Genomic DNA, 20,596 nt, shown 5'->3' on the forward strand with positions numbered 1-20,596 from the left:
CCTATTTTTTGGCGGCGAATTTTTTGGCCAGTGCCCAGCTTTCCCGGTCTCCATCGGCCTCCGGAGCAATTTTTAGTAATTCCATGTAATAAGCCCTGGCCTTCTCCTTGTCCCTGGCACTTGCAGCTGAGGTGGCAGCTCCGTAAAGGCTGTTATATCGATTGGGCGATACCTTCAAACTTGCTTCATAGGCCAGCCTGGCCTCCGCTGGTTTTTTGCTCAGCAGCAGCATATCCCCCAATAGTTCTCTGGCAGGCAGGACGGCTCCCGGCGTAACCGGATGTTTGTCCAGGGCATCTTCTTTGTCAGCCGCTTCCCGCATCATGGCCAGCGCCTTGTTCTTATCTCCTCTCTGGTACTCCAGCCACGCTTGCACCGCCATTTGCTGGGCTTCGGCCTGCGCGGCCCAATAGCTGTCGCCTGCGCTGCTCAACTGTGTCTTCAATTTTTCCAGAGATGCAATCGCCTCTTCCGCCACAGCCGTGTTACCGGAACGGGCAGCACCTATACCTTTGGCAAAATGCGTAATGGCTTCGGCAGCCGGATATTTATACCAGGTGAAGTTTTCAGGCGATCGAACGGGTAAGGCAGCGGCTTCCGCCCATTTGCCCCTTTCGAGGGCCTGGCGGGCAGGTATAGCGGCAAGCGCGTAGGCCGTCGCGAAGGTAGGGGTATAGCCAGGCACAGCCTTCATTTTGTCGATCACCTCCTGTGCTTTCTTGTCGCGCCCCTGCTGCAGGTAGCCGTAGACCATGTAATCCAGTGCATGCGGGTAGTGCATGGATACCGTCTCTTTGGGCGACTGCCGGAGCGCAGCGTCGGCTGAGCGGATGTTCCAGTCTATGGCGTCCGTCCACTGGCCCAGTCGAACAAAGATATGGCTTGGCATGTGCAGGGCGTGCGGCACGTCCGGGGCAATGCGCTCATACTCCCGCGACACGTTCACCGCTTTGCTGGCCAGCAAGGGGTTATCGTAGGCATGGATGATGTAGTGGAACAGTCCCGGATGGTCAGGGTTGCTGGCGTGTAGTTTTTCGAGCAGTGCCCCCGCTTCTTTCTGGGTGGCGAAGGTCTTATCAGTCTTGGGGGCCGTGCCAAGCTGGCCCAGGGCATAAAAAGCGGCCGCCTCCACTTCATCCGGGTAAGTCTCATGCACCTCCTTATACCCTGCTTCAAAAGCTTTCAACTGGTCTGCATAGCTGGTATTCTCCCAGTTGTCATAAAACACGGAGACAGCCTTGATGTACGCTTTTTCCTTGTCTGTCAGCTGTTTTTGCTGCAGCGCTTTCTCCACGGCGGCCTTTCCTTTTGCCAGGTTTTCATCGGTGGGGCGCTCGCCCCACAGCGGGTGAATGTAACTCATGGCGATGCCCCATTGTGCCATGCCACAATCCGGGGCGGCTTTTGCGGCGGAGGTAAATTCCTGTTCTGCCTCCTCATACATCATGTGGTGCATGAGCGCCAGTCCACTGTCAAAATGCTGCTGGGCACCCTCACCGCATGAGGTTTGCAGGTTCACGGTGCCGTGTTTGGTGGTATGTCCCTGAGCGGTTGCCTGGTAGGCAGGTATAGCGAAGGCCATGCACCATACGATGGCTATAACATGTGATGTTCGCATGCTGTTGGTGTGTAAAGATTGGATTATAAAGAGTATCAGAAGCAAGGACGACGCACGTCGGAATTAAGCTGCCAAATGCTTAACAGGGAGGGTCCGGACAAGGTATAGGGCAGGTATAGCTCATCCTATTTTTTTACTCATTTTGCTGTAATATGTTTATCCATTATAGCATTGTTCTGGTGTAAAGCCTGTAAATCCTCTTATCGCCGCCTGCCTGATTAAACCATTCTGCCGTGGCATAGTCTTGTATCTTATACCTGAAAACGGTATGTTGTGCATTACTAATCTTAACCTAATCTTTCACCCCATTATGAGCAAAAATGTACGCTATGCCCGGCTGGCTACACTCCTTCTGGCCGGTGCACTCGTAGCACCGCCTGCCTTTGCCCAAAGCAAGGAAAAAAAGAAGAAGAAAAAAGCCAAGCAGGAAGCCACCACAACACAGGCTACCCCGGCCGCTAAAAAAGAAGATAGCGGCGTAAAACCCTACGCCAGCGTCATCACCCCGAACGCCGTGACGGACGAAGGCCTTTTCAAGGTGCACCGCATCGATGAGAAGTACTTCTACGAAATTCCGGATACCCTCCTGAACCGCGATATGCTGATGGTGAGCCGCATCGCCAAGACGGCTACCAACCTCGGTTACGGAGGTGAAGAGCTTAACCGCCAGATGCTGCGCTGGGAAAAGAAAGGCAACCGCATTTTGCTGCGCCTGATCTCTTACCAGAACGTGGCCAGCGACACACTGGAGATCTTCCATTCGGTACAGAACTCCAACCTGGCCCCCGTAATCCAGGCTTTCGATGTAAAAGCCTTTAACATCGGGGCTTCCGTGGTGGAGGTGACCGACTTTTTCTCGAAAGACGTGCAGGCCCTCGGTCTGAACAAGCGCCAGCGCGAGTCTTATAAGGTAAAGCGCCTGGACGACAAGCGTTCCTTTGTAGAAAGCATCAAAAGCTTCCCGCTTAACATTGAGGCCCGTTCCCTCATGACTTACGAGGCGACTGATCCGCCTGCCAACTCCAATGCCGGTACCATCACCGTGGAGCTGAACCACTCCATGCTCCTGCTGCCAAAAGTGCCAATGCCTGCCCGTCGCTTTGACGAGCGTGTGGGTTACTTCACTCTGTCGCAGACCGACTACGGCACCGACGAGCAGCGTGCCGCCAAGCGCCGCTACATCGTGCGCTGGAGACTGGAGCCGAAGGACAAAGAGGCCTATGCCCGCGGAGAACTGGTGGAGCCAATCAAGCCGATCGTTTACTACATCGACCCGGCCACACCGATGAAATGGCGCCCTTACCTGAAGCAGGGCGTGGAGGATTGGAACAAGGCCTTTGAAGCAGCCGGCTTCAAGAATGCGATTATCGCCAAAGATGCGCCTACCCCCGAGGAAGATCCGGAGTTCAGCACCGAGGACGCGCGCTACTCTGTGATTCGCTACTTCTCTTCCGAAACGCAGAACGCCTACGGCCCGAACGTGCATGACCCGCGCTCCGGCGAGATCCTGGAGAGCCACATCGGCTGGTACCACAACGTGATGAACCTGCTCCGTAACTGGTACTTTGTGCAGACGGCCGCCGTGAACCCGGACGCCCGTGGCGTGAAATTTAAAGACGAAGTGATGGGCGAGCTGATCCGCTTCGTGTCGGCGCACGAAGTAGGCCATACCTTAGGTCTGCCGCACAACATGGGCTCCAGTGCTGCCTTCCCGGTAGAAAAGCTGCGCGATGCCAAGTTTACCAAAGAGATGGGCACCGCCCCTTCCATCATGGACTACGCCCGTTTCAACTACGTGGCGCAGCCAGAGGACAAGGGTGTCGCCCTCATGCCAGGTATAGGCGTGTATGACAAGCATTCCGTGAAGTGGGGTTATACCTATTTCCCGGAGATGAACGGGTACGACAACGTAGCCAAACTGTCGCAGTGGATCCTAGAGAAAGGAGACGATCCGATGTACCGCTTCGGCCGTCAGCAGGGCAACCCGATCGACCCTTCCTCTCAGACCGAGGACCTGGGCGACGACGCCATGCTGGCCAGCCACTACGGCATCCTGAACCTGAAGCGCATCATGCCAAACCTGATGGAGTGGACGAAGGAGGAGAACAAGAACTACGACGACCTGCAGGAGATGTATGGCCAGGTGCTGGGCCAGTGGAACCGCTACATGGGCCACGTAACGGCTAACATCGGCGGGATATACGAAAACTACAAAACCTACGAACAGAAGGGTGACGTGTACGCTGCCGTACCGAAAGAGAAGCAGCAGCGCGCCATGAAATTCCTCAACGAGCAGGGCTTTGCCACGCCAACCTGGATGCTGGACCAGAACATCCTGCGCAAGATCGAGTCAGCGGGCGCGGTGGAGCGTATCCGCACGGCGCAGGTGAACATCCTGAACAACGTGCTGGAGCCAGGCCGTATGCAGCGTTTGCTGGAGTCGCAGGCGGCACTGGGCAGCAAAACCTACACCTTGCCTGAAATGATGGCGGACCTGCGCAACGGCGTGTGGTCAGAGATCGGAAGCGGCAAGAACGTAGACATGTACCGCCGCAACCTGCAGCGCGGCTACCTCGACCGCATGGAATTCCTGATGAAGGAAGAGCAGCCTTCGGTTCCGGCCAGCGCACGCGCCTTTGCGGGCGTCACCACGGTGAAGGTATCCCAGTCTGATATCCGCCCGATGGTGCGCGGCGAACTGACTGCGCTACGCAACCAGATCAGAGCCTCCTTGCCGAAGACACAGGATAGCATGACGAAGTACCATTTGCAGGACGCACTGGCACGTATTGACAACATCCTGAATCCAAAAAGTTAATTTTCCTGTTTTTATGATAGCGAAAGCCCCGGCCATCTTGGCAGGGGCTTTTTATTTGCTGTTTCTGTTGACTATTAACTAAGATATCCTATGCAAAAAACAGAACAATGGGGTACCGTACCGTAAAATCAAATATATCTTGTACCTTTGTAGCCCATAAAGTTTAACCTAACTTATGGCTGCTAAATATATTTTTGTTACAGGGGGCGTTACCTCCTCACTTGGTAAAGGTATCATCTCCGCTTCTCTTGCTAAGTTGCTGCAGGCAAGAGGCTTCTCTGTAACAATCCAGAAATTCGACCCCTATATCAACATCGACCCGGGCACGCTCAACCCCTACGAGCATGGCGAATGCTTCGTGACGGAAGACGGCGCCGAAACCGACCTCGACCTGGGCCACTACGAGCGTTTCCTGAATGTCTCTACCTCGCAGGCGAATAATGTGACCACCGGCCGCATTTATTACCATGTGATCACCCAGGAGCGTGAAGGCGCCTACCTGGGCAAAACGGTACAGGTTATCCCCCACATCACAGACGAGATCAAGCGCCGCATGCTGCTTCTGGGCGAATCCGGCGAGTTTGACATCGTGATCACAGAAATCGGTGGTTGCGTGGGCGATATAGAGTCCTTGCCTTTCATTGAAGCCGTGCGTCAGCTGCGCTGGGAACTGGGTGTGCACGAAACGTGCGTGATCCACCTGACCCTGGTGCCCTACCTGAAGGCAGCCGGTGAGCTGAAAACTAAACCAACACAACATTCCGTGCGCGACCTGTCAGAGGCTGGTGTGCAGCCCGACATTCTGGTTTGCCGCTCGGAGTACCATATACCTGCCGACCTGCGCAAAAAAATTGCGCTGTTCTGCAACGTCAATCAAAACTCCGTGATCGAGTCAATTGACGCCGAGACGATATACGATGTACCGCTGCTCATGCGCAAAGAGAAGCTCGACGAGCGCGTGATCGCCAAACTGAAACTGCCGCACCGCGGAGAGCCGGAACTCGAAAAATGGAAAGAGTTTTTAGGGCGTCTTAAAAATCCAACCTCTGAGGTGAACATCGGCCTGGTGGGCAAGTACGTGGAGCTGCCAGACGCCTATAAGTCGATTGTAGAGTCGTTTGTGCATGCCGGTGCTGCCAACGAGTGCAAAGTGAACATCAAGTGGTTCCAGTCAGAGAACATCAGCGACGAGAACGTGGCCAGCCTGCTGCAAGGTATGGATGGCGTGCTGGTAGCCCCAGGCTTTGGCGAGCGCGGCTTTAAAGGCAAACTGGAGGCTATCCGCTTTGTGCGGGAGGCCGGTATACCCTTCCTGGGCATCTGCCTGGGCATGCAGTGCGCCGCCGTAGAGTTCGCCCGCAACGTGCTGGGCCTGGCTGGTGCCGCTTCCACTGAAATGGAGCCGGACACGCCATTCCCGGTCATCGATATGATGGAGGACCAGAAAAACATTACCCAAATGGGGGGCACCATGCGACTGGGCGCCTATACCTGTGAACTAAAGAAGGGCTCAAAAGCATTTTCAATATACGGCAAAGCTAAAATATCGGAGCGTCACCGCCACCGTTACGAGTTCAACAACAAGTACTTAGCTGATTATGAGAAGGCGGGCATGATGGCGACCGGCATCAACCCGGATACAGGGCTGGTGGAGATCATTGAATTACAGAATCACCCCTGGTTTGTGGCCGCACAATACCATCCGGAATTAAAGAGCACCGTGCTTAATCCTCACCCGCTTTTTGTTAAGTTTGTGAAAGCGGCCATGAATTACACTAAATCGAAGTAAGCGTTAACCTAAACACATTATTTATTTTCATTAAATGGATAGAAATCAAGCTATTGGCTTTGGATTGATTGCCGTGCTCCTGCTGGCTTACTCCTTCTTCTTCGCGGGTACGAACGAAGAAGCCAACACTCCGGCATTTGACCAGACAGCCAAGGTAGAGCAGGCGCAGGTGGGGCCCGCTGCCGTAGTCGAGGACGACTCGCTGGCGCAGGTGCGCCGCGCCGCCGCCCTGGGTACTTTCAGCGCAGCAGCAATCGGCGAGGCCAGCACCACCACCCTCGAAAACCAGAACATCACTGTTTCTTTCAACAGCAAAGGCGGCCAGGTAGAGGAAGTGGTTCTGAAGAATTACAAAGACTACAAAGGCAATACGCTGGTGCTCTTTGACAAGGAAAGCAGCAAGACCGATGTGCAGTTCACCACAAATGACGGCAAGAACATCCGCCTCTCCGACCTGTATTTTTCCCCATCGGAAGTGCAGACGGTGAACGTTGGCGATGTGCCTGCCAAAACCATTACCTACCGCGCCGACCTGGGCAATGGCCAAACCATCGACCAGATCTATACCTTGGTTGACAACAGCTTTGAGGTTGGCTACAAACTGGATTTCAAAGGTCTCAACAACCAGATCAGCGGCGAGAACGTGACCCTGACCTGGAACGATCAGCTGAAGCAGCTGGAAAAAGACATGCCGCAGAACCGGGCCAAGTCTACCATCAACTATTACACGGCTGACGAGAGCTTCGATCACCTCTCTATTTCGGAAGGCACTGAGGTTGAGAACATCTCCGAACCAATGAAGTGGGTGGCCAACAAGCAGAACTTCTTTACCGCAGGCATTATCGCCACCAACACCTTCGCTGGCGCCAAACTGGAGTCCGTGACCGATCCGGCTGACACTTCGGTGGTAAAGACCCTGAACTCCCAGATTCTGATCCCGACGGCTGACCTGCTCAGCGGCAAGGGTGAGTTTACGTTCTACTTCGGCCCCAACGACTACAAGATACTGAAGCACATGGGCAACGAGTTCAACAAGAACCTTGACCTGGGCTGGGGCATTTTCTCATGGGTGAACAAGTGGATCATTATCCCGGCCTTCGACTTCCTGGAGAACTACATCGGCAACTATGGTATCATCATCATCCTGCTGGTGCTTTACATCAAGCTGATCCTGATGCCGCTTACCTACAAGTCGCATATGTCGATGGCGAAGATGAAGGTGCTGAAGCCGGAAATTGACGCCATAAAAGAGCGCAACGACGGCGACATGCAGAAAACGCAGATGGAAACCATGAAGCTGTACGGCGAAATGGGCGTGAACCCGCTTAGCGGCTGTATCCCGATGGTGCTGCAGATCCCGATCCTGTTTGCGATGTTCAACTTCTTCCCGAACTCGATCGAGCTGCGCCAGGAGGCATTCCTGTGGGCTGATGACCTTTCAACGTATGACGTGTTCGTGAACCTGCCGTTCACCATTCCGTTCTATGGCGACCACGTGAGTATGTTCACGTTGCTGATGACGGCTTCCACGATCCTCTATACCTGGTCTAACAACCAGATGAACGTCTCGATGCAGGGCCCAATGAAGTACTACATGTACATGATGCCGATCATCTTCATGTTTGTGCTGAACTCGTTCCCGGCAGGCCTTTCTTTCTACTATTTCGTGTCGAACATGGTGACCTTTGGTCAGATGTCCCTGATGCGTAAGTTTGTGGACGAGGACAAGATCAGAGCCAAACTGGAAGAAAACCGCGACAAGCGCAAAGACAAGAAGAAAACGGGAGGCCCTTCGTTTACCGAGCGTATGCAGGAAGCCATGCGTGCCGCCTCCGAAAAAGAGCAGGAGCGCCGCAACAACCCGAAACTGAAGAAATAAGCACTGTGTGCTATACCTGACAAAAAGCCCCGAAGCAGTTCGGGGCTTTTTTGTTTGACCCTGTTCGCTGTTTTGCGTATAGGCCTATACCTATATAAATACCATGCGAATATAAATACCATGCGAAAGTACACACTACCCTACCTCCTATTGCCCCTGTCTTTTGTGGCGATTTTGGGAGCAGGCTGTCAGCAACAGACAGACGAAGAAAAGACCATCGCCAGCACACACCCGAAACTGGAGGAGCGCCTGCAACGTGACTCCTTGCGTGGTCCCGACACCTTAGAACAGAACCCGGAGATATACGAGCGCTACCGCCTGCGCATGGATGCCTACCAGAGCGATGAGGCATTTCGGGTGCAGGAGGCCTACCGGGGGCGCCTGGCTCCTTTGGATGAAGCCAGCCATACCGACGCCCGCCAATTCCGTACAGCCCTGCAGGAAGGCCTTAAACAAGGCGTAAACTTTGCCGGCAGGTATACAGTGGTCACAGTTGGGTGCGGCACAACCTGCCAGGAGCATTATGTGGTGGACCGCCAGAACGGCAAAGTGCTCGACAAGTTACAGAGCAGCACGGGCGCGCAGTTCAGTCCGGATAGTCGCCTCTTCATCGTGAATCCACCGGACTCGTCCCATAACTATGTGGAGTGCCCTTACTGCGAGCCGGCTGCTTATGTGCTGGAGGAGGGGAAATTCCGTAAACTACCCCAGGGGCAATAACAAAAAACACCGCTATGCACACGCTGCTATACCTGCTGAAACTTGGACTTGGTTTGGGACTGATCCTGGGCACAAGTTGCAGTACCGCCCGGAACAGCAATGTGCAAGCGCAGGATGCTCCTATGCTGCACTTCCAGAAAACACCCTGCCTCGGCACCTGCCCCTCCTACGAGGCAACCATTCTGGAGAATGGCAGCATCCGCTACACAGGGTATAGCGATGTTCCGGTCATAGACACGGTTGTCTTTACGCTCCCGAAGCAGCAACTGGAAGAGCTCCGCCAGGAGATATCGCAACTAAACTACACCGAGTTGCAGGACACTTACCTGACCAATTGGAGCGACATGCCCTCCACGATCACAACTTTTTACAAGGCCGGCAAGGAGGTAAAGCGGGTGAAGCAGGAAGAAGGCGGACCAAAATCCCTGCTGGACTTCCAGGAGAAGGTGCATACCCTGCTCATGGGCTTAGCCGATGCGGAAGCGAAGAGAAGGCTCCCCATCCGATAAAAGCTGAGAAACAAAATAACTCCCACCCATCTTTTTTTTCATTCCTCTAATCTTGCAGCCACCGTGTCCCGATTGGTTGCCTCATCCTGCGACAGCCCCTTTTTCAGCTATTGTATCTCAATAACACTAGTTTTAAATATAGGACAAACTCACGTTGTTGTTTTGAGAAATCAATAACCTAACCCAACTCAGGCCGTAAAAAAATACAGTGCCAAGGCAAAGAACTCTATTTGACAAGTAATATTTATATATGATATATATTTAAATTTTCAAATAGCTGACTACGATAAGTTTTAATTCAAAATAAGCTATATAAATATGAAATAGCTTTCTTCAAAAAAGTCAGGTTCAAAAATATTCAAGGCCAGATTTTACAGAGTGAGCATAGACTGCCTTCAGGCACAAGGCTTAGTAGTGACCTTGATTTTAAAACAAAACCCAGGAAATAGATTTTCCAACGGATAATAAGATTTGGGTTGTGGAGTACCCAGGCTTTTCAAAGCAAATTACTCCTATGTACGATTTAACACACAAAACTATGGAACGACAAACCGTGATTGGTATTTTCAATGAAGGTATAGACGCACAGGCTGCGGTGCAAAAGTTAGAGAGCACGCACCACATCGGCCGTGATAAAGTAGATATAGCAAACCCTGCCTCCGCTTCAGCAAAGCACGTGGGCAGCAGCACATCGGATAGAAACAACGACAGCGTAAGCGGTTTCTTCGGCTCATTGTTTGGCCAGAACGACGAAGCCAGTAAACATACACAGGCAGCCCGCAAAGGCTGGGTAGTAACGGTGCACGCCGATTCCCGCCAGGAGGCTGAACAAGCTGCAGCAGTGCTGGATTCTTGTGGCGCCGTGGACATAGACGAGCATGCTACACAAAGTAATATGCAGGCAGGCATGAACAGACCGCCGCAGGATACTACACAGACCAGAACCGGACAGACAGGTGATGCGAACCAGACAATTCCGATTATGGAAGAGCGCATGAACGTAGGAAAACGCGAAGTAGAGCGTGGCGGCGTGCGCATGAGAAGCCGCATCGTGGAACGCCCGGTAGAAGAGCACCTGCGTTTGCGGGAAGAACACCTAGACATTGAACGCAACCAGGTGAACAGACCAGCAACCGACCGCGATTTCCAGAATTTCAAGGAAGGCGAAATCAATATCACAGAACGTGCGGAGGTGCCTGTGGTGAACAAAGAGGCCCGCGTAGTGGAAGAGGTGAAGGTCAGCAAGCACACCGAAGAGCGCGACGAAACCGTACGTGGAACCGTGCGCAAAACGGATGTGGACATTGATAAACTGGATCGGGACAGAGACCAGGAGCTTCGTAACCGGGGCAACAATCCCGGCACTCCCCGGAATATTTAGGGAGAAGTCTAGTAAATAAGGCAGGAGGCAGTCATCATGTGGCTGCCTCTTGCTTTTTTACAGAAGGGAGGCAGGCTATTAACAAACAGAAAGCCAGGAACTATACCTTGCCCCGCCCGTAGTAAATTGATGAAGCTAAGCCCCATACACCATGAGCAAGAAAACAGACAAACTTAAATCGGAATTTGACGAAAAACTGCACGAAAGCCAGTCCAGCAGCCCAATGGAAAATCGTGACATACAGGATGCGTATGGCCGTGAGCGGGAAAAACTGGACGTTGACATTGAATACAACAAGACCATACCCGTAATTGAAGAGCAGTTGCGGGTGGATAAAGAAGTAAGGGAAACAGGTAGCGTACACATCGCCAAAGATGTGCACCGCGAAAATGTGGACCTGGATTTGCCCATCATACACGAAGAGGCAGAAATAGAGCGCGTCGAGATAAACCAGTACGTAGACACTCCTCCCCCTCCTGTGCGCTACGAGGGAGACAAGATGATTATACCTGTGCTAAAGGAAGTGCTGGTCGTGGAGAAGCGCCTGCTGGTGGTGGAAGAAATTCATGTGACCAAAAGGCGTACCGAGGAGCATAATACCGAGCATGTAGAACTGCTGCGGGAAGAAATACGCGTCGAGCGGAAGCAGAACAGCCCGGAAGGACCCGAACGCTCAACGCATTAAACGCAGTGGGGTAAAATATATAGTTCCACGGAACGTTATGGATGGAGCGAACCCAGGGAACAAGCGGGTCCGGCAGCTAACCAGGCAGTCGGGCCCGCTTGCGTTTATGTCGCTTAAAACCCGCCTATTTCCTGACCTGCCGCATTTCCGTCATCCCGCCCCGGAATGTGGATAACCCTCGAAATCGTGGATAAAAATATACTTCTTCGGGCGTGGAACATCATACGTTCTGTACAAAAAACAGTATCTTTGTAAAAGTTCTATACCCGGAATGGGCTAACAGATTAAAAATTGCAAACTATGGAAATAACGTATTACGGACAGTCCTGCTTTCTTTTCAAAATCGGTGAGCACCGCATTCTGTTCGATCCGTTCATCTCCCCGAACGAATTAGCCAAAGACATTGACGTAGACAGCATCAAGGCCGATTACATCCTGCTGTCGCACGGTCACCAGGACCACGTGCACGATGCCGAGCGCATTGCCAAAAACAATGATGCCACCATTGTAGCCAATTTTGAGATAGTGAGCTGGTACGAAGCGAAAGGTATAGAAAAAACCCACCCCATGAATACCGGCGGCAAGGTAACCCTGCCGTTTGGCACTGTGAAAATGGTGAACGCCGTGCATTCCAGCTCCTTGCCGGATGGCACTTATGCAGGCATAGCAGGCGGATTTGTGGTGGAAACAGAGAATCAGACATTTTATTTTGCCGGTGATACGGCCCTTACCTACGACATGAAGCTGATCCCGGAGCAGTTTGACCTGGACTTTGCTTTGCTGCCGATCGGCGACAACTTCACCATGGACATCCACGATGCCCTGGTGGCAGCGGATTTTGTGCAGGTAGATATGGTGATCGGCATGCACTACGATACTTTCCCCTACATCCAGATAGACCATCAGGAAGTGAAGGAAGTGGCGCAGATGGCCGGCAAAGAACTAATATTGATGGAGATAGGTCAGACTATAAACCTATAATTTTTAGATGGGAAAGATAATAGCGGTTGCAAACCAAAAAGGTGGCGTAGGCAAGACCACCACAGCCATAAACCTGGCTGCGAGCCTGGCAGCCCTCGAGTATAAGACATTGCTGGTTGACGCAGACCCACAGGCTAACGCCACATCGGGACTCGGCTTCGACCCTGCCAGTATTACCACCAGCATTTACGAATGCATGGTGGAAGACGTGACGATTCAGGACATCATTCTGAACTCACCGAACATCGAGTTTCTGGACCTGATCCCGTCGCACATCGACCTGGTGGGCGCTGAGGTGGAGATGATCAACGTTCCGAACCGGGAGGAGAAGATGCGCGAGGCGCTGGCTCCGCTCAAGGAGGTATATGACTTCATCATCATCGACTGCTCCCCTTCGCTGGGCCTGATCACGGTGAACTCTTTGACAGCAGCAGACTCAGTGATCATACCGGTGCAGTGCGAGTACTTCGCTTTGGAAGGCTTGGGTAAACTCCTGAATACCATTAAGATCATTCAGTCGCGCCTGAACACTGAGCTGGCCATAGAGGGCATTTTGCTGACGATGTACGACGTGCGTCTGCGCCTAAGCAACCAGGTGGTGGAAGAAGTGCAGACGCACTTCCAGCAGATGGTATTCGACACCATTATACCCAGAAACGTGAAGTTGAGCGAGTCGCCCAGCTTTGGTATACCTGCCCTGTTGCACGATGCAGAGAGCAAGGGCGCGATGAGCTACCTGAACCTCGCCCGCGAGATAGCAGAGAAGAACAGCGTTGCGCTGGCGAAATAACCTTACGATTACATGTCCGATAACAAGAAACAAGCAGCAGTACGCAAAGGCGGTCTCGGCCGGGGCCTTGGCTCTCTTCTGGAGGGTAACAAATACACCGGCAAAACTGCCGAATCTACCACCATTAACGAAGTCAATACCATCGCAGATATAGCCATTGACCAGATACAGACGAACCCTTTCCAGCCCCGCACGCATTTTGACCAGACGGCGCTGGAGGAATTGGCTGAGTCTATCCGCATACAGGGCATTATTCAGCCTATCACCGTTCGTCAGCTTGATCAGAACACTTATCAGCTGATATCGGGTGAACGCCGTTACCAGGCCGCCAAAATGGCCGGTCTGACCGAGATCCCGGCGTACATCCGCAAGGCCGACGACCAGCAGATGCTGGAAATGGCCCTGATCGAGAACATCCAGCGTGAAAACCTGAATGCCATCGAGATTGCCCTCTCCTACCAGCGTCTGCTCACCGAGTGTAGCCTAAAGCAGGAGGAACTAGGCGACCGCGTGGGCAAGAAGCGCACGACTGTGACCAACTACCTGCGCCTGCTCAAGCTGCCGCCGGATATCCAGATCGCCCTGCGCGACAATGTGATCAGCATGGGCCACGCCAGAGCGCTGATCAACATCGACACCATCGACAAGCAGCTCGAAATTTTCCGCAAAGTGGTGGCTGAAGAGCTGTCGGTGCGCAAGGTGGAAGAACTGGTACGCAATGTGCAGAATGCGAGCAAAAAGCCGGATCCGCAACAAAAACTGGTCTTCAACAAGTATGATGATGAGTTGAAGGGCGTGGAGAAAAAGCTTTCTTCGCAATTTGGCACCAAGATTATGGTGAAAGCCAACAACGACGGCAAGGGCGAGATTAAGATCCCGTTTGTGTCGGTGGAGGAGCTGAACCGTATTCTGGAGATTCTGAACTACTAAGAGAACAGCATGAGGTTAGCGCCAGGTATAGCTTTATTGGTGGTATTACTCTTTTCGCAGCTGCTGCCATCGCAGGCCAGCGCGCAGGTGGTCACTTCCGGCCCGGACTCGGTGTTGGTCATTACCTCCGAAGCAGATACCGCGCAGCAGAAGCAGTTTTTCCTGAGCGGCTTCAAAAACCTCGGGCGGCCCGGACGCGCAGCGCTTTTCTCGGCCGTTATACCCGGTGCAGGTCAGGTATACAACGGCGCCTGGTGGAAAGTGCCCATCATTTATGCCACGGGCGGCGTTTTGGGCTACTTCATCATCGACAACAACAACAAGTTCCAGGACTTCCGGACGGCATTGAACATCCGGACAGGACGTAGCGATCAGTTTATTCAGGTATACGATGCCTATTATTACGACAGGATATACGGTGCTGCTAACACAGTTGGAACCAAGAACCTGCGTTCGAGCCGCGATTTTTACCGCCGCAACCGCGACCTGACCATTATACTTTCGGTGCTGGCCTACGGCATGCAGATAGCGGAAGCCTATGTACACGGTCACCTGCGCGAGTTTGACGTGAGCGACAACCTGAGTTTGCGCGTGCAGCCCGACGTATTCCGCACACCGGCCGCCAACAGCGTTACGCCCGGACTTACCCTTACTTTATACACCCGAACTAAATGAGAATCCTGTTGATAGGCTATGGCAAGATGGGGAAAACCATTGAGCAGATGGCCCTTGCCAAAGGCCACCAGATAGCCGGCACCATCGACCATACCAATGCCGAAACGCTGGAAAATTACAGCCCAGCCAACACAGATGTTGCCATAGAATTTACCCACCCGGAGGCTGCTTTCGGGAATATTTCCTACTGCCTAAAGCAAGGTATACCGGTAGTTTCCGGCTCCACGGGCTGGCTCGACCGGTATAGCGAAGCCGTGCAACTTTGCGAGGAAAACAAGGGCGCTTTCTTCTATGCTTCCAATTATAGCGTGGGCGTTAATTTGTTTTTCCATTTTAACGAATATATTGCCAATAAAATGAAGGCATATCAGGAGTACAATGTCTCTATCCGCGAGATCCACCACCTCCAGAAGGTCGACAAGCCGAGCGGCACAGGCATCACCACCGCCGAAGGTATATTGGCCAGCTACCCTACCCTGCAAGGCTGGGCGGCTGACGATGACTCGGATAAATCGAAGCTGAACATTATATCGGAGCGTGAGCCGGATGTGGTAGGTACCCACATCGTGACCTACGCGTCGGAAGTAGACAAAATAGAACTGGGCCACATTGCCCACAGCCGTGCCGGTTTTGCCGAAGGCGCCCTGATGGCAGCCGAGTGGCTCAAAGACCGCCAGGGAGTGTACGGCATGAAAGACATGCTCAACCTGTAGAAACAAAACGCTTTATACATGAAAGTAAAGTTTTGGGAGAAGAAGCCCGTCAACAAGGCGCCTAAAAAGAAGAAGAGCTTTGCACGCGAGTGGGGCGACGCCATCCTGTTCGCCGTTATCGCGGCCAGTTTGATCCGCTGGGCTACCTTTGAGGCCTACACCATCCCGACGCCTTCTATGGAGAAGACCCTGTTGGTAGGTGACTTCCTGTTCGTGAGCAAGCTACATTATGGTCCCCGCACTCCGATCACGCCGCTGCAGGTGCCGCTCACGCACCAGACCATCTGGGGCACCAACATCCCCTCCTACTCCGACGCGATCCAGCTGAAGTCATACCGACTGCCTGGCTTCTCTGAAGTGAAGCGCAACGACGTGGTGGTGTTCAACTACCCACCGGAGGAACACCACCCGGCTGATTTGCGCACCAATTACATCAAGCGCTGCATCGGTATTGCCGGCGACTCCATTGAGTTGCGTAACATGCAGGTATACATTAACGGGCAGGCTGCTGAAAACCCGGAGAAGATACAGTACAAGTACTTCCTCTCTACGGAGCAGCGCCTGGCAGAGAAGTTTTTCCTGGAGCGTGACATCACGGACGTGATCCAGTGGCAAGGCGGGTATATTGTAGATACATCCCCTGAGAAAGCGAAGGCCCTCGCCCAGCTTGATTTCATTAAAGACGCTACGCTCCTGATGGACGAGGCAGGTAAAGGCGATGCCGAGGTGTTCCCGCATGTGCCGAGCAAGTACGAATGGAACAAGGACAACTTCGGTCCGCTTTACATCCCGAAAGAAGGCGCTACTGTAGCGATTACACCTGAAACGCTGCCTTTCTACGAAAAGGTGATCTGGGTTACGAGCACAACGAAAACGCCGAGGTTCGTGACGGCAAGCTGTTCATCGACGGTGCAGAAGCCACGAGCTATACCTTTAAGCAGGACTACTACTTTATGATGGGCGACAACCGCCACAACTCCCTCGACTCCCGCTACTGGGGCTTCGTACCAGCCGACCACATCGTGGGCAAAGCCGTCATGATCTGGATGTCCACCGACCCCTACGGCGGCTTCCTCGACAAGATCCGATGGAGCCGACTGTTTAAGACGATCGAGTAAGGTATAGGTCTACGAAATGAAACCGCCAGTTCTGAGAAGAGCTGGCGGTTTTTTTGTTTTAAGGGTTATGTTATTTGGTAAATGGAATATTGTATATTTGGTATAGAAGACTGAGGATTCTGCTGCTGTACAGATATACCTCCATACATAGTGCAGATTGTAGGAGTAGGTGCTCCTGCTATACCATAGTTGGCAGCAATACACATAAGAACAGTGAACAAAATGGAATTGAACCAGGCAGACAGGGGTAGAATCAAGGTAGAAATCAAGTTGCCTTTGATTCTTGGACTTCTTTTTTCCATTGCGTTACTGGCTTTAATATTTGTAGTTCCAAGCATTTTGTTTTCATTAAATAAGCCAACAGAAACAGACGAATTTATCAAGAGAGGATTGTTTATCTTGGTTCTGTTGCTCTTGCCTATGCTCAGTATATCATGGAAGAGCATTATAAAGTACATCGACCTAAAGAAGGGAAATAAAATACGATTTCGAACAGCAGACTATGAAATCACAAAGGAAAAAGAAGGCTACACTTTACGAATAAGAACTCCACTGAAATTGAAATATAATCTCTATGACAAATTACCCGAATTGATAAAGCCGAGAGAGCCAATAACGATTGAATTGACAGCTTTAAGCAAGACTCTACTTTTCATCTCACAAGACAGTGAAAATTTATTAGAGAAGGTGGAGAGGGAAAACGATTAACGCATACAAGAAGCACTGCTGCCAACACAGCACATAAGCCAAGCTTCGGCTGCGCCTCGCTCGCTTTATGTACCACACCGTTAGGTCAAATGATAAAATAATAAATGAATTACAGCTTTCATTCCAGACTTAATAGATTACAACTTCATGATTCTTCTATTTAAAAGTTAGAAAGAGTTGGGCCTGATATTGTCATTGACTTTGATTGGGCCAAGCTTGCGGATTTTGCTGAAATGAATTTAGGGCCACTTATCATTGGAGCATCTCGAATTGTGCTGAGAAATATAGAATCAGAGAAATGGACAGAGGAGATTACAAAAGGGAATATCTCAGATATAAGCAGACCTGAAAATTTCTTAGCCTATTTTAAAGAGATAGGGGAAAATTACAGCACCAGCGATAACCAGATAAGAATAAGTGGGGTTTACATGAAACCACCTGAGTACAGCTGGATAAACTTGGAATTCAAATTTAAAAACTTTGAATTCACTTGGGATAAGCATGTAACGCATGAGGAGTGGCTTCAATGGATATTGCCTGAATGAAAAAACACAAGACCTAACCACACCTATGCCGCCGCATAGCCCAGTCCGTTCACTTTCAACAGACTTAAAAATCCAACACTCAAAATGAAAATAACGCCTGAACATAATGAGCGGATGGCAAATATGACCTTTGCCTCCGTTTATCCGCATTACATCACAAAAGTTAAGCGCAAAGGCAGAACCAAAGAAGAACTGCACCAAGTTATCACTTGGCTGACGGGTTTTGATGACAACAAATTACAGGAACTGATCGACGAAAAAGCGACGTTCGAAACTTTTTTTAAGCAGGCAACATTGAACCCCGATGCCCACCTCATAACGGGAGTTATCTGTGGTTATCGAATAGAGGAAATTGAAAACCAACTGACTAAACAAGTCCGGTATCTGGACAAGCTGGTAGAAGAACTGGCGAAAGGTAAAAAGATGGAGAGGATCTTAAGAACAGCCTGAAGACTACCGAATAGCAAATGATTGAATGTGCCGAAACTATGAAAAGAAGACTCCTACCCTACTTCCTATACCTGCTCCTACCTTTTCTCACGCTAGCCTGCACCCAAAAGATGACAACAACTGCCAGCAAACCCCAAACCGGACAGCAAGTGATCGAGGCCATGTACCGCCACTGGGAAAACAAGTGGTACCCGAATTTTGCCTTCGACCAACGGGCCATTTTCTACAAAGACGATCAGGTGAGCCGAGAGGAAACCTGGCAGGAGATCTACAGCTATCCCGCCAATTTGCACATCCGTTTCGATGGTTTTGAGACCGGTAACGGCGTGATCTACAACCAAGACACGGTCTATACCTTCAAAGAAGGGCAGCTGATGAACAAACAGTATTCCATTCACCCGCTGGTGCTACTCAGCTTTGATGTATATTTCTATGACCCTGCCGCCACCATCCGCAAGGCGGAGGAATTGAACTTCGACCTAAGCCAGCTGACAGAAGCCAACTGGAAAGGCCGCGCCGCCTATGTAGTCGGCACAACCGACCCGAATGACCAGAGCCGCAGTCAGTTTTGGGTAGACAAAGAGCACCTTTATGTACTTCGCATCTTAACAAACAACAAAGGCGTGGCACGCGATGTGGAAATGAACAACTACCAGGAAATCGAGGGGAATATGGTGGCGACTGAGATCGTGTTCAAAAACGACGGCCAGTTGTTTCTGCGGGAAGAGTACTATAACATTTCCTTCCCTGAGAAAATAGACCCCAACTGGTTTGACCCAAAGCAGTTCTCTACTACAAACTGGAAGTAAGGTATAGGTCGGATAGTCCTTACACGAGACCGGGTACAGCAGGGCTTCGGTCCCTTCTATTTAATTTCCAAACAGCTCAATGTCATTTTGAACAGCATGAGAAATCTGAATCACATGTAGCATTCTACAATTATCCATATCTCTCCTATCGTCGAGATAACAAAATGAGGTTCGATATTTTAAAGGGAATTGGGAAGTAACAAGTCTTACCAGTCAATCGGCACTTTGCCTTGCGTCTTCAGGTACTCGTTGGCTTTGCTGAAGTGGCGGGTGCCGAAAAAGCCTCGATCGGCGGCGAAAGGCGATGGATGGGCCGCTTTGAGCACCAGGTGCTTGCGTTCGTCTATAAAGGCTCCCTTTTTCTGGGCATAGGCGCCCCAGAGCATGAACACGACGCCGGTTTTCAGCTCATTCACTTTGCTTACTACCGCGTCAGTAAACTCTTCCCAGCCTTTTTTCTGATGCGATCCTGCATCACCGGCCCGTACCGTCAGGGTGGCGTTAAGTAGTAAAACGCCCTGTTCGGCCCAGCGCTCCAGATTCCCGGTAGCCGGCAGGTCTTTGCCGAGGTCGTTTTTGATCTCTTTGAAGATGTTAATCAGCGACGGAGGTGTGCGCACTCCGTCCTTCACCGAAAAAGCCAATCCGTTTGCCTGATTAGGGCCATGATAGGGGTCCTGGCCTAAAATAACTACTTTTACGTTGTCGAAGGGACATCGCTCAAAAGCGTTGAAGATCTGGTTGCCCGGCGGGTAAACTTTTTGTGAGGTGTACTCGTCTTTAACAAAAGACGCGAGATTTTTGAAATAGGGCTTTTCAAATTCTTCTTGCAGGATTTTCTGCCAGCTTTCTTCTATCTTTACATTCATAGTAGTCTGTAGGGGTAACTGGTTTGCCTGGTAACAGGTAGTGGCCTTCGGAAGGCTATACCTGAAACAGATTCTAATTATACAAAAATCTCTGTAACATGGATACAAAAACTACAGAAGGAGTAAAAGTATCGGTCACGACCAACTACCTGCCCGATTACTCCAGTCCGGTACAGCAGCACTTCGTATTTGCTTATAAGATCAGTATAGAAAATAACAGTGAGTTCACGGTGAAGCTTTTGCGTCGCCATTGGTACATTCACGATGCCACCGGCACCATGCGTGAAGTGGAAGGAGAAGGTGTTGTAGGCCAGCAGCCCGTGCTGGAGCCCGGAGAGTCGCATGAGTACGTGTCAGGCTGCAACCTGAAGACAGGTATGGGCAAAATGCGCGGTACTTACCTGATGGAGCGCATGGTTGACGGCAAGCAGTTCCATGTTACCATCCCCGAGTTCTCGCTTATCGTACCGTATAAGTTGAATTAATTGTTGATGGTTAAATTGCTGAATGGTTAAATTGTTTATTTCGCTATATCTGTTTAATTGTTAAATTGTTGATGGTTAAATTGTTGATTGTGCTATACCTAAATTAATTGCTGACTGTTTAGTT

General features: G+C 51.2%; 19 protein-coding genes and 1 pseudogene. 18 read left to right on the forward strand and 2 right to left on the reverse strand.

What is annotated here, in order from left to right:
- Position 1: 1 nt before the first annotated feature.
- Complete coding sequence (locus tag IEV97_RS16560) at positions 2–1,618, reverse strand: tetratricopeptide repeat protein (RefSeq protein WP_188502615.1); 1,617 nt, start codon at positions 1,616–1,618, stop codon at positions 2–4.
- Positions 1,619–1,928: 310 nt separating this feature from the next.
- On the opposite strand from IEV97_RS16560, the gene IEV97_RS16565 reads away from it, so the two are divergent.
- From IEV97_RS16565 to IEV97_RS16645, 17 genes and pseudogenes are all read left to right on the forward strand, one after another.
- Positions 1,929–4,436, forward strand: a complete 2,508-nt coding sequence (locus IEV97_RS16565; RefSeq protein WP_188502616.1) for a zinc-dependent metalloprotease — start codon at positions 1,929–1,931, stop codon at positions 4,434–4,436.
- Positions 4,437–4,611: 175 nt separating this feature from the next.
- Positions 4,612–6,225 (forward strand): CTP synthase, encoded by a 1,614-nt coding sequence (pyrG, locus tag IEV97_RS16570; protein ID WP_188502617.1) that lies wholly within the window; start codon positions 4,612–4,614, stop codon positions 6,223–6,225.
- Positions 6,226–6,259: 34 nt separating this feature from the next.
- The gene (gene yidC / locus IEV97_RS16575) at positions 6,260–8,104 is read left to right on the forward strand and encodes a membrane protein insertase YidC (RefSeq protein ID WP_188502618.1); all 1,845 of its coding nucleotides are present in this window, start codon (positions 6,260–6,262) and stop codon (positions 8,102–8,104) included.
- Between the two features lie 120 nt (positions 8,105–8,224).
- Positions 8,225–8,824 carry a hypothetical protein gene (locus IEV97_RS16580; RefSeq protein ID WP_188502619.1) on the forward strand — a complete coding sequence of 200 codons (600 nt, stop codon included), beginning with the start codon at positions 8,225–8,227 and terminating at the stop codon, positions 8,822–8,824.
- Between the two features lie 14 nt (positions 8,825–8,838).
- Positions 8,839–9,333, forward strand: coding sequence for a DUF6438 domain-containing protein (locus tag IEV97_RS16585; protein ID WP_188502620.1), 495 nt, complete (start codon positions 8,839–8,841; stop codon positions 9,331–9,333).
- A gap of 538 nt (positions 9,334–9,871) precedes the next feature.
- A complete protein-coding gene (locus IEV97_RS16590; protein ID WP_188502621.1) occupies positions 9,872–10,714 on the forward strand; it encodes a YsnF/AvaK domain-containing protein in 843 nt (280 codons plus the stop codon).
- Between the two features lie 151 nt (positions 10,715–10,865).
- On the forward strand, positions 10,866–11,399 hold the full coding sequence (locus tag IEV97_RS16595; protein WP_229733998.1) for a YsnF/AvaK domain-containing protein: 534 nt from the start codon (positions 10,866–10,868) through the stop codon (positions 11,397–11,399).
- Between the two features lie 300 nt (positions 11,400–11,699).
- Complete coding sequence (locus IEV97_RS16600) at positions 11,700–12,380, forward strand: metal-dependent hydrolase (protein WP_188502622.1); 681 nt, start codon at positions 11,700–11,702, stop codon at positions 12,378–12,380.
- Between the two features lie 7 nt (positions 12,381–12,387).
- The gene (locus IEV97_RS16605) at positions 12,388–13,170 is read left to right on the forward strand and encodes a ParA family protein (RefSeq protein ID WP_188502623.1); all 783 of its coding nucleotides are present in this window, start codon (positions 12,388–12,390) and stop codon (positions 13,168–13,170) included.
- A gap of 12 nt (positions 13,171–13,182) precedes the next feature.
- On the forward strand, positions 13,183–14,100 hold the full coding sequence (locus tag IEV97_RS16610) for a ParB/RepB/Spo0J family partition protein (protein ID WP_188502624.1): 918 nt from the start codon (positions 13,183–13,185) through the stop codon (positions 14,098–14,100).
- A gap of 9 nt (positions 14,101–14,109) precedes the next feature.
- Positions 14,110–14,775 (forward strand): DUF5683 domain-containing protein, encoded by a 666-nt coding sequence (locus tag IEV97_RS16615; RefSeq protein ID WP_229733999.1) that lies wholly within the window; start codon positions 14,110–14,112, stop codon positions 14,773–14,775.
- Complete coding sequence (dapB, locus tag IEV97_RS16620; protein WP_188502625.1) at positions 14,772–15,488, forward strand: 4-hydroxy-tetrahydrodipicolinate reductase; 717 nt, start codon at positions 14,772–14,774, stop codon at positions 15,486–15,488. The genes IEV97_RS16615 and dapB overlap by 4 nt, the downstream gene beginning before the upstream one ends.
- 18 nt (positions 15,489–15,506) lie before the next feature.
- A pseudogene (gene lepB, locus IEV97_RS16625) lies at positions 15,507–16,606 on the forward strand (signal peptidase I).
- A gap of 222 nt (positions 16,607–16,828) precedes the next feature.
- Complete coding sequence (locus IEV97_RS16630) at positions 16,829–17,314, forward strand: hypothetical protein (RefSeq protein ID WP_188502626.1); 486 nt, start codon at positions 16,829–16,831, stop codon at positions 17,312–17,314.
- Between the two features lie 233 nt (positions 17,315–17,547).
- Complete coding sequence (locus tag IEV97_RS16635; RefSeq protein WP_188502627.1) at positions 17,548–17,859, forward strand: hypothetical protein; 312 nt, start codon at positions 17,548–17,550, stop codon at positions 17,857–17,859.
- A gap of 84 nt (positions 17,860–17,943) precedes the next feature.
- Entirely contained in the window at positions 17,944–18,309 is a 366-nt protein-coding gene (locus IEV97_RS16640; protein ID WP_188502628.1) for a DUF2200 domain-containing protein, read from the forward strand.
- A 38-nt stretch (positions 18,310–18,347) separates the two neighbouring features.
- Complete coding sequence (locus tag IEV97_RS16645; RefSeq protein WP_188502629.1) at positions 18,348–19,118, forward strand: LolA-like protein; 771 nt, start codon at positions 18,348–18,350, stop codon at positions 19,116–19,118.
- Between the two features lie 206 nt (positions 19,119–19,324).
- Here IEV97_RS16645 and ung read toward each other — a convergent pair whose 3' ends face one another.
- Positions 19,325–19,987 (reverse strand): uracil-DNA glycosylase, encoded by a 663-nt coding sequence (ung, locus tag IEV97_RS16650; RefSeq protein WP_188502630.1) that lies wholly within the window; start codon positions 19,985–19,987, stop codon positions 19,325–19,327.
- Positions 19,988–20,085: 98 nt separating this feature from the next.
- On the opposite strand from ung, the gene apaG reads away from it, so the two are divergent.
- Positions 20,086–20,472, forward strand: a complete 387-nt coding sequence (apaG, locus tag IEV97_RS16655; RefSeq protein ID WP_188502631.1) for a Co2+/Mg2+ efflux facilitator ApaG/CorD — start codon at positions 20,086–20,088, stop codon at positions 20,470–20,472.
- Positions 20,473–20,596: the final 124 nt, after the last annotated feature.

Source organism: Pontibacter amylolyticus (assembly GCF_014638845.1).
GTDB classification, from domain to species: Bacteria; Bacteroidota; Bacteroidia; order Cytophagales; family Hymenobacteraceae; genus Pontibacter; species Pontibacter amylolyticus.